The sequence below is a fragment of the Lacrimispora sp. 210928-DFI.3.58 genome, from assembly GCF_020554865.1.
GTDB lineage: Bacteria > Bacillota > Clostridia > Lachnospirales > Lachnospiraceae > Enterocloster.
Window position 1 is genome coordinate 1 of sequence record NZ_JAJCIC010000070.1, and the last position, 9,635, is coordinate 9,635.

Genomic DNA, 9,635 nt, shown 5'->3' on the forward strand with positions numbered 1-9,635 from the left:
AAGAAAAGTGGTGCTGGGCGTAATCAACCAGCACCAACTTTGTCTACAGTCTGACGACGGTTAATAAGCCGTCGTTTTTATTTTGCCAATCATAGGTTTTATTTTAACGGCTCTTGGAGGCAACCGTTTTAATGAACCTAAATAATCAACCGTTTTTAAAGTACTCACTATTGTCAAAAAAATTCATTTTGATTCGATAGTCTTTTATACTCCTGTATGTGGTTTTTTACATCATATAGCAGGAACAAACATTAAAGCACAGGAACAATACTTATCCAATGTTCTTGTGCTTTTTTGCTGTCTGAAAATATTTACAAATATATTTTCAGATAAGGTAACAAATCTCATCTCTGTGGTGAGTGTCAGAGCGAAAAGAGGTAAGAATCTCTACGCTTTTACATCGCACAGGAAGGAGGTGAGATTATGAAACCTTCTTCATTTGAGAGTGCCATAAGGCTACAGTTTGACTGCCTTATCCACAAAGTCATAGACAGAACAGTCAAGAATTATTACAGGGAACTTGGCAGACGGGCAAAGCATGAAATCCCGTTCTGTGACGTAACAGAAGCGGATCTGAACCATGCCAGTGCCATAGATGAATATTCTGTTGAATATACAGCATTTCTTGTCTATGGTATGGAAATCCATGTCTATGATGAACATCTGTGCAAAGCGATTCAGAAATTAAAAGACAGGCAGAGAAACATTATTTTAATGTTCTATTTCCTTGATATGTCAGATACGGAAATCGGAGAAATCATCGGAATTTCAAGGTGTTCCGTTTACCGGGGAAGAATGAGAGCACTGAATATTATCAGAGAAAACTATACGGAGGAATAACACAGATGAAACAGGTAAAAAGATGTCCGAGATTTACGACTATCCGCATGGCTTCCGATGGCGACAACGAAGCCATAGAAAAGATTTTAGAACATTATAACGCATACATATCAAAGGCTTGTTTACGTCCGTTCTATGATGAATATGGTGGCGTTCAGATTGTCGTTGACAGGGAATTAAAAGGCAGAATCCAAACTGCCATTACAAAAGCCATTTTAAAATTTGAAATGGAAATCAGATAAGATTCTGTAAAATGCAACAAATCTCCTGTCTGTGGGTAGTTACTGTGTGAAAAAAGGAAAAATTCTTAAAAATGCAACAAATCCGCCTTGAGTGGCGAGTATTGGCAAAGGAAAGAATTATTTTTCCATGCTCTTTGAAAACTTCATAAAGCAGTCAGATACTTTTGACAGACAGCGAGCCTGTGGGCTGATACGCCATGACCTTGCTCTGCAAGAAAGCGATACCCTGTCAGTGTCCATAAGGGGAAATACGTCGATTTTCTCTGCCATGACCTGTCCTGTCAGATAATGATACTCCCGCACAGCCACAGTCCGAGCGTTAGAAGCGTCGCAGGCAATGGGTGCGGCTGCATGAGAACCATGCAGAGGTGAAATCCCTGTGGGTGAGGATAACACCGTCTGACTGCTTCGGAATCTAACAAGGGAAGGGGGAATCGAATGACAGAAAACGCAGAAGAACCAGTGGTACGTGAATACCGTATCGGCAATACGATTTACCGTGTAAAGGTAAAATCAAACGGTCAGACGCAGGAAGAACCAAAAGACACGATAAAGCGTCTGATTCAGCGAAATACAAGATGCAACAGGCAGATTTAAGACAGATTTATAAAAAAGGCAGACAAAAGACAGTGGTTGTGTTATCTTATATCTATACAAGCATTGCCTGTGTGACTGTCGGAACAGGAGGAAATATGCTGAAGAACATACAGTCAGTTGCCACAGGAAATACTTTTACCACTTCCCCGACAAAGCGAACAGATACGGGAATCACAGCACTCTATTGTCGTTTGTCGCAAGATGATGGAAATGTTGGGGATTCGGACAGTATCGTCAATCAGAAAAAGATACTTGCGGAATATGCGGAGAGAAACGGTTACACGCCTTACCAGTTCTATATTGACGATGGATTCAGCGGTACGAATTTTGAGCGTCCGCAGTTCAAACAGATGATTGAGGACGCACAGAAAGGCACTGTGAAACGTATTATCTGTAAAGACCTGTCAAGATTCGGGCGTGATTACATCAAAGTGGGATTGTATACGGAATTTATCTTCCCCGATAAAGATATTCACTTTATCGCTGTGAATGATGATGTAGACAGCAACGTACAGAAAGACAATGACCTTGCACCGTTCAAAAATCTGTTTAACGAGTGGTACGCAAGAGATACCAGTAAGAAGATTCGGGCGGTGAAGAAAGCAAAAGGATTAGCAGGCGAACACATGAGTTGCATTGCTCCTTATGGCTACCGCAAGAATCCCGACAATCCAAAAGAATGGCTGATTGATGAAGAATCCGCAGAGATTGTCCGAGAAATCTTCCGCTTGTGTGTGGACGGGTACGGACCGAGAAGAATCGCAAACATTCTGAAAGAAAGAGGAGTGTTGTGTCCTACTGCTTATGCACTTAGCAAAGGATATGGCATTGCTAAAAATGTACCGAAGAATCCCTGCCAATGGTCGAGTACCGTTGTGGTGGACATACTGGAACGCATGGACTATCTGGGGCATACGGTGAATTTTAAGACACACCGCAAGTCCTATAAACAGAAAAAGAAGATTGAGAATGATAAATCGGAATGGAAAATCTTTGAGAATACCCATGAGCCGATTATCGACCAGTCTACCTTTGACATTGTGCAGAAGATTCGGGCGAACCGCAAACGTCCTACCAAAATGGGAGAAATGCCGATGTTTTCGGGAATCCTCTACTGTGCAGACTGTGGAAAGAAACTATCCTTTCACAGACGAGCGAATGACCCTGACACCAAACATAATTTTGTGTGCAGTAATTACCGTTCTGATACCCACAACTGCTCTATGCACTATATCCGCAACGTGGTTGTGGAACAACTGGTACTGGAGAATCTGCGAGAGGTTGTTTCCTATGTTAAAGCATATGAAGATGAATTTGTGCAGATGGTGATGGACGCTGACATGAAACAGAAAAATAAGGAACTGGCAAAGAAAAAGCGTGTGCTGTCCGATAAGGAGAAACGCTACACACAGTTAGACAATCTGTTCCAACGTATCTATGAGGATAATGTAAGCGGTAAACTTTCTGATGAACGATTTGCAAAACTGTCACAGGGATATGAAGCGGAGCAGAAAGAGGTGCAGTCAGAAATTGAAACACTCCGCATGGAACTGTCACAGGAAGAACAACAGAGTGTCAATGTAAAGTCATTCTTGTCTACTGTCAAGAAGTATACGGAGATACCGGAACTGACACCGGAGATTGTGCATGAGTTCATAGACCGCATTATCGTCCATGAAGCAGATAAAAGCAGTGGTAAAAGAATACAGGAAATCGAGATTATCTATAACCATATCGGAGTATTTGACCGTTCAAAGGTCAATGTATATATGGGAAAAGCGGTATAACACCGTCATGCTATACCGCTATCCTAAATCTAAAAAGTATCCTTATGAAATCCCTATAAATAAGCCATTTCTAAGGGTTTTTGATTTTTGAAAAAGGGAGTAATAGAATTCTACTCCTTTGAACGTCTGCAGATTCCTTTCATGGTTCTTTGGGTCATGAGCTCATAATCCGTCCGGAATCCAGCATAATCATGTAATGCATCTGTTAATTCGGTTCGTGTATAAGAGGGAACATAGCCCTCTTTTCCTATTTTTGTAACTCGCATGTTTCGCAGAGTTGCTATGATATCGTCACAGGTAAAATCATTATCCAGTTTCTTTTCTAGGATGCGATAAATCAAAAGGGCAATGAAACAGGTTGTGAAGTGCGCTTTAATACGGTCATCACGCTTTAAATAGACCGGTCTGGCTTCAAACTCTGTTTTCATAATCCGGAAGGATTCCCCGATTTCCCACCGGCCGCGGTTTATCTGCGCGATATCTGCCGGGTCATCATCCAGATTGGTATATACAGCATAAAAACCATCGTACTGCGATTCATTCAGGATCATGTCCTGATCAATGGAGTAAATCTTTTTTTCTGCGCATTCACCATCGGCTGTCACAGCGGTCTTCTTTATGAAGCGGCGAAAATCGTTTTGATTATGTTTTTCCGTCTTTTTCGGGTCTTTTTCAACTGTCTTCAGTGCCCGCTGAACTTGCTGATTACGAATATCACGCTGATAATCCCGGTATTTTAACGAGTATGTCACAATGAGGGTCTGATCAAAGTCAATCTCTCGTTTCCCATCATTTCCCTCTACAAACAACTGCTTATAAAATATTTTCTTTCGGTTTTCCTCAGTGTCTTCCAGTTTTCGGATGTCATAGACATCGGTGGTATCTTTCAGGTGCCATCCGGTCGGGGCCAGGCACCATTCCCGTTCTGCTTTCTTCAGCTTTTTGATGGATTGTGTCGTGATGAAGCAGCGTCCGCCAAAGTTATTGAATTTCCGATTCGTCTCCGACGATAATCCGGCATCGGTACAGACAATAAATCGGGCAAGTGAGAAATCCTTCATGATCTGTTCTTCCAGCGGGATCAGAGTAGTCTGTTCATTCGTATTTCCAGGATGGATGCAGAATGCAAGCGGGATGCCGCTGTAATCCATGAACAATCCCATTTCCACAATCGGATTGGGTCTGTGTTCTTTGCTTGGACCGTATTGTTTGAGTCCTTCCTGGTGTTCTGTTTCGAAAAAGTAGTTGGTACAGTCATAATAAAGGATGCCTGTCTGTCGTTTTATAAGCCGCTTGCTGGTTTCGTAGAGCTCTGCCTGAATGAAAGAAGATTCTTCCGCAATCACGGACAATGCCCGGTAGACCTGGTGAAGTTCAAAGGCAATTGGTTCGATCAGGTCTGCAGACTGCTCGTAACAGGAAAGCTTGGAAGAAGGTGCCAGGATTCTTCCATAGACCAGCCGAGAAAGAATCGAGTCCAGGTCATAAGAAAATGCATGCTTTTTTGCAATCTTCCGGCGGCGTGCTGTCCATTATCCTGACGGCACTGAGGATTTTTGTATTCCAGGTATTTGAAATCGGGGGAAGCAAATACTTTCTGAACAATGCAAAGGACGAGGGCGAGATTAAGGACATTCTGTATCCCTTCCAGTCCGGCGGCTACTGGAATGTGGTACAGATCCAGTTCGTAAGGCAGGTTTATATCGCCCTGTGGGGAATCCTGTTCATCATCCCCGGCATTGTGAAGAGCTATGAATACTGTATGATCCCCCACCTTCTGGCGGATGATCCCCAATTATCCAAAAAGGATGCCTTCCGCATCAGCAAAGAGATGATGAAGGGAAATAAGTGGAAGAAGTTTACCATGGATATGTCCTTTATCGGCTGGGAGCTTTTAAGCGCCTTCACGGCGGGAATCACAGGCGTTTTATACTCAACCCCTTATTATATGGCCACAAAGACGGAGCTGTATTCGGTTCTGAAAGAGGAGAGGTAAAAAGAGGACAGATAGCTATTGAGCAGAGGGTGTCGCAAAATCATCAAATTAGATGATTGAGCGATGCCCTCGCTTTGTAGAAGAAACAGGTACTTGCTCCCGCTAAAGTGCCTGTTTTGCTATGCTGAAAAAAGCGGTCTAGTCAAAGGCTGCATTTTGGGATGAGGCATGTGCAGAAAATGACAGAAACCACGAAATACTTATTGACATAAGTACGAAATCATACTATACTGCTACAAGTATGATTTCGTACTTAAAGAGGCGCATTATGACGCAGCTTTGAAGCTGGGGCAGCAGCAGTGCCTATCACCTGACGATCAACACGACGGAATGGGATATCAAGGAATTGGCTCCGGCTGCGGCTGAATTTGCTGCCCGTTGGTTTAGGAGGTAAGGATGGGTATTCAGCTTTCTGATCATTTTAATTATAAACGGCTGCTGCAGTTTACGTTCCCATCAATGATTATGATGGTGTTTACTTCACTGTACAGCGTGGTCGATGGATTTTTTGTTTCCAACTTTGTGGGAAAGACACCCTTTGCTTCTGTCAACTTTATTATGCCGGTGCTGATGATTTTAGGATCCATCGGCTTTATGTTCGGTTCCGGCGGCAGCGTACTGGTTTCCAAAACCATGGGCGAAGGAGACGATAATAAGGCGCGGCAGCTGTTTTCCCTGTTTGTATACAGTACAATTGCCTGCGGAGTTGCCATTTCCGTTATCAGCTTTATTTTTATCCGCCCCTTGGCATCTTTGATGGGAGCGGAGGGAGATATGTTAAATAACTGCGTGACTTATGCAAGGATCCTCCTGCTGTCACTGCCTTTTTTTATGCTCCAGTTTGAGTTCCAGAGCTTTTTTATTACGGCGGAAAAGCCGCAGCTGGGGCTGATGGTCACTGTGGTGTGCGGGCTTACAAATATGGTGCTGGATGCCCTTTTCATGGCAGTATTTTCCTGGGGGCTTGTGGGAGCCGCGGCGGCAACGGCGATCAGCCAGGTCCTTGGCGGCGTTATTCCTATTGTCTATTTTGCAAGATCAAGATCCGGCGTGCTTTGGCTGACAAGGACAGCCATGGACGGAAGGGCACTGGTCAAGGCCTGTACAAACGGTTCCTCAGAGCTTATGAGCAATATTTCAACCTCTATTGTCAGCATGCTCTATAATTTCCAGCTGATGAAATATGCCGGTGAGAACGGAATTGCCGCCTACGGGGTGCTCATGTATGTAAATATGATTTTCCTTGCTATCTTTATCGGATATTCGACAGGCGTGGCGCCCATTGTCAGCTATCATTACGGGGCGGAGAATCACCGGGAGCTGAAGGGACTGTTAAAGAAGAGCTATATGATCATCGGGATCTTTGCTGTGGTGATGCTTGGCTTGGCCGAGCTTTTGGCAAAGCCTCTGGCCGGAATCTTTGTGGGCTATGACAAAGGACTGATGGAAATGACAACGAGAGCCTTTATGATCTATTCATTTTCCTTCCTTTTTTCAGGAATCGCCATCTATGGCTCTTCATTCTTTACTGCCTTAAATGACGGCCTGACCTCCGCACTGATTTCTTTTTTAAGAAGCCTGCTGTTTCAGGTGACTGCCGTTATGATTTTGCCTATGATTTTTGATATCGATGGAATCTGGTTTTCTGTTGTTGTGGCTGAGCTGGCAGCCGCGGTGATGACGGTGTTGTTTATCGCGGCAAAGAAGGGGGAGTACCATTATTAAGGCCATACCGGCCTGTTTTTGCAAATATCTCCTCTGTCTGGAGCAGCGGCGTATGCATAATACGCATAAAATGCTGGACGATGAAGGATTATTCTGATAAAATTGTTCCATGTGCTGTTTAAGAGGAGAGAAATATTTATGTATGAGATTATGAGTTCTGATGAGGCGATCCGCTTGATCCGGGATGGAGACTGTATCTGTGTTAATTCCTTCGTGGGTATCGAAAGCCCGGTGGAGCTGCACGAGGCCCTTTACCGGAGATACGAGAAGATGCAGGCCCCAAGGCATCTGACGGTTGTCTCAAGTGCGGGATTTGGCGTTTGGGATGAGGAACGCAATGCGGAAGGTTATATTCGGGAAGGCGCGGTGGACAGGCTGATCTGCGGACATTTTGGAGCGATGCTGAGTACAAAGAAGCTGGTGCTGGAGGACCGTTTTGAGGCGTACAATCTGCCTCTGGGCTGTATCTCCCACGCGATCCGCGCCCAGGCCAGCGGACTGCCCGGCGCCCTGTCTAAGGTTGGGCTGGACATTTTTGTGGATCCCAGAATGGAGGGACCTGGCATTAACCGGATATCCATCGATGATTCCCTGGTAAAATATGTGGAGGTGGATGGAGAGGAATTTCTCTACTACAAGCTTCCGAAGCTCACAGTTGCATTGATCAAGGGAACAGCGGCAGACAGAAAGGGCAATATTTCCTTTGATGACATGTTTATGTCCGGCGATGCGCTGTCGATCTGCCAGGCCGTGAAGGCAAACCATGGAAAAGTGATCGTGCAGGTGGACCGTCTGGTTAACACACCTTCCCGTCCCAGAAACGCGATCATCCCTGGATGTCTGGTGGATGCGATCGTAGTGGTGGAACCGGAGCCGCGCAATGAAGCATATACGGCTCTGACAGGAAGCTTTGAGATCCCTTATGAGGATTGGAGCGCCTGGAATGAGAAGATCGACACGGTTTCTGTGAATATGACGAAAAATAATGCCATTGGCAATATCATTGGCAGAAGAGCGGCCCAGGAGCTGCGGGTGGATGATATTGTAAACATCGGGATCGGCATTCCGGAGATGGTTTCCAGACATGCGAGAAAAAACGGCATGCTGGACATGGTCACGCTTACCGTGGAGTCCGGGGGCATCGGAGGCTTTCCGGTTTCCGGCGAGGCTTTTGGAGCGATGATAGGAGCAGCCTCCGTCTATGATATGGCAAACCAGTTCGACCTCTATGACAATGGAGGACTGGATATCTGCTTTATGGGCGGTCTTGAGGTGGACAGCCAGGGAAATGTCAACGCCCACCGCGGGCCTGGCGCATTTGCGGGAATCGGAGGCTTTGCCAACATTACGGCGAAGACACCAAGCGTGGTCTTCTGCCTCACATTCAACACCAAGGGACTGGAGGTGTCACAGAAGAAAGGGGTTGTGACCATACATAAGGAGGGAACGATCCCGAAATTCGTAGACAAGGTGAGCAGTATCAGCTTTTCAGCAAAACGGGCCATTGCAAACGGCCAGAAGGTGCTGTATGTAACGGAACGCTGCGTTTTCCGGCTGACGCCGAAGGGACTGAAGCTGATCGAGGCTTATCCGGGGGTGGATGTACAGAAAGACATTTTGGATCAGCTGCCCTTTGAGGTGGAGATATAGACAAATAGAAAAGGCTCTTGCAAATCAGATGGAGACCGGTCTGCTTTGCAGGGCCTTTTTTGCTGCTTATCCCAGATATGATCGGGAGGGTAAAATGAAAAAGCGAAGATAGCTATTATTCAGGTTTAAGAAGCTTCGTATATTGTTCAATGATCCGGTAAAAGGCATCCAGGTCGGCCTCACTGCATTGTTCAACGAGGTAAGCCGTAGTCTGTGTAATATCAGCCACGTCATAAGCTTTATGGACACTGGAAAGGCGCTTCCCCTTTTCGGTCACATATAAGCGGGCTGTTTTTTCGTTGTTTTCCATATAGCGTTTTTCTACGTATCCGGCCTCGATCAGCTTTTTGACTGTCTGGGATATGGCGCTCTTGCTTTTATGCCAGATTTTGGAAAGCTGGGTGGCTGTGATGCCGGGGCAGTCGTCAATATAGGTAAGGGTATGTATTTCTATCATGTTGCAGTTTTCAGCCTCGTAAGTGTGCTGGCTATAGATGTAATTGTGATATAAGATGACAAACTCATACAGCATATTAGCCCTGGCAGTTACTTTGCGGTATGCGTTGTCAATATCTGAAAAGTGGGTCATATAGGCTTCAGCTCCTATTACTTAAATGCTTATTATTCTGGACATATCCATCATATCATATCTAAAATTCCGTTGCAAGATTTTAAATCCGTGCAAAACGTCCATCGTCCGTCAAAATGGTTAAGCTAAAAAACTATTTTTCGGTAAAAATAGACAGACTGTAGACAAAGTTGGTGCTGGTTGATTACGCCCAGCACCACTTTTCTTTT

At 44.9% G+C, this 9,635-nt stretch carries 8 protein-coding genes and 1 pseudogene; 7 read left to right on the forward strand and 2 right to left on the reverse strand.

Going from position 1 to position 9,635, the window contains the following annotated elements:
* Positions 1-423 precede the first annotated feature (423 nt).
* From LIZ87_RS21420 to LIZ87_RS21435, 4 genes are all read left to right on the forward strand, one after another.
* Positions 424-840 carry a sigma-70 family RNA polymerase sigma factor gene (locus tag LIZ87_RS21420; RefSeq protein ID WP_227149150.1) on the forward strand — a complete coding sequence of 139 codons (417 nt, stop codon included), beginning with the start codon at positions 424-426 and terminating at the stop codon, positions 838-840.
* A gap of 5 nt (positions 841-845) precedes the next feature.
* Complete coding sequence (locus LIZ87_RS21425) at positions 846-1,082, forward strand: helix-turn-helix domain-containing protein (protein WP_227149151.1); 237 nt, start codon at positions 846-848, stop codon at positions 1,080-1,082.
* Between the two features lie 438 nt (positions 1,083-1,520).
* Positions 1,521-1,679: a hypothetical protein gene (locus tag LIZ87_RS21430; protein WP_227149152.1), complete on the forward strand. Its 159-nt coding sequence runs from the start codon at positions 1,521-1,523 to the stop codon at positions 1,677-1,679.
* Positions 1,680-1,774: 95 nt separating this feature from the next.
* Positions 1,775-3,466, forward strand: coding sequence for a recombinase family protein (locus tag LIZ87_RS21435; RefSeq protein WP_227149153.1), 1,692 nt, complete (start codon positions 1,775-1,777; stop codon positions 3,464-3,466).
* A 110-nt stretch (positions 3,467-3,576) separates the two neighbouring features.
* Here LIZ87_RS21435 and LIZ87_RS21440 read toward each other — a convergent pair.
* Positions 3,577-4,983 (reverse strand): annotated as a pseudogene (locus LIZ87_RS21440) (IS1634 family transposase); the annotation flags it as partial.
* Between LIZ87_RS21440 and LIZ87_RS21445 the strand changes: the two are divergent.
* From LIZ87_RS21445 to LIZ87_RS21455, 3 genes are all read left to right on the forward strand, one after another.
* Entirely contained in the window at positions 4,959-5,462 is a 504-nt protein-coding gene (locus tag LIZ87_RS21445) for a DUF975 family protein (RefSeq protein ID WP_227149154.1), read from the forward strand. The pseudogene LIZ87_RS21440 and the gene LIZ87_RS21445 sit on opposite strands and share 25 nt — an antisense overlap.
* 396 nt (positions 5,463-5,858) lie before the next feature.
* Positions 5,859-7,187: an MATE family efflux transporter gene (locus tag LIZ87_RS21450; RefSeq protein ID WP_227149155.1), complete on the forward strand. Its 1,329-nt coding sequence runs from the start codon at positions 5,859-5,861 to the stop codon at positions 7,185-7,187.
* A gap of 138 nt (positions 7,188-7,325) precedes the next feature.
* Entirely contained in the window at positions 7,326-8,837 is a 1,512-nt protein-coding gene (locus LIZ87_RS21455; protein WP_178316935.1) for a CoA-transferase, read from the forward strand.
* A 115-nt stretch (positions 8,838-8,952) separates the two neighbouring features.
* Here the strand turns inward: LIZ87_RS21455 and LIZ87_RS21460 are convergent, their stop codons facing one another.
* Positions 8,953-9,426 carry a MarR family winged helix-turn-helix transcriptional regulator gene (locus LIZ87_RS21460; protein ID WP_178316934.1) on the reverse strand — a complete coding sequence of 158 codons (474 nt, stop codon included), beginning with the start codon at positions 9,424-9,426 and terminating at the stop codon, positions 8,953-8,955.
* Positions 9,427-9,635 lie beyond the last annotated feature (209 nt).

Excerpts from the sequence above, each read along its gene's own strand:
- LIZ87_RS21420 (WP_227149150.1), top strand. The coding sequence starts at position 424 with ATGAAACCTTCTTCATTTGAGAGTGCCATAAGGCTACAGTTTGACTGC.
- LIZ87_RS21430 (WP_227149152.1), top strand. The coding sequence starts at position 1,521 with ATGACAGAAAACGCAGAAGAACCAGTGGTACGTGAATACCGTATCGGC.
- LIZ87_RS21425 (WP_227149151.1), top strand. The coding sequence starts at position 846 with ATGAAACAGGTAAAAAGATGTCCGAGATTTACGACTATCCGCATGGCT.
- LIZ87_RS21455 (WP_178316935.1), top strand. The coding sequence starts at position 7,326 with ATGTATGAGATTATGAGTTCTGATGAGGCGATCCGCTTGATCCGGGAT.
- LIZ87_RS21445 (WP_227149154.1), top strand. The coding sequence starts at position 4,959 with ATGCATGCTTTTTTGCAATCTTCCGGCGGCGTGCTGTCCATTATCCTG.
- LIZ87_RS21460 (WP_178316934.1), bottom strand. The coding sequence starts at position 9,426 with ATGACCCACTTTTCAGATATTGACAACGCATACCGCAAAGTAACTGCC.
- LIZ87_RS21450 (WP_227149155.1), top strand. The coding sequence starts at position 5,859 with ATGGGTATTCAGCTTTCTGATCATTTTAATTATAAACGGCTGCTGCAG.
- LIZ87_RS21435 (WP_227149153.1), top strand. The coding sequence starts at position 1,775 with ATGCTGAAGAACATACAGTCAGTTGCCACAGGAAATACTTTTACCACT.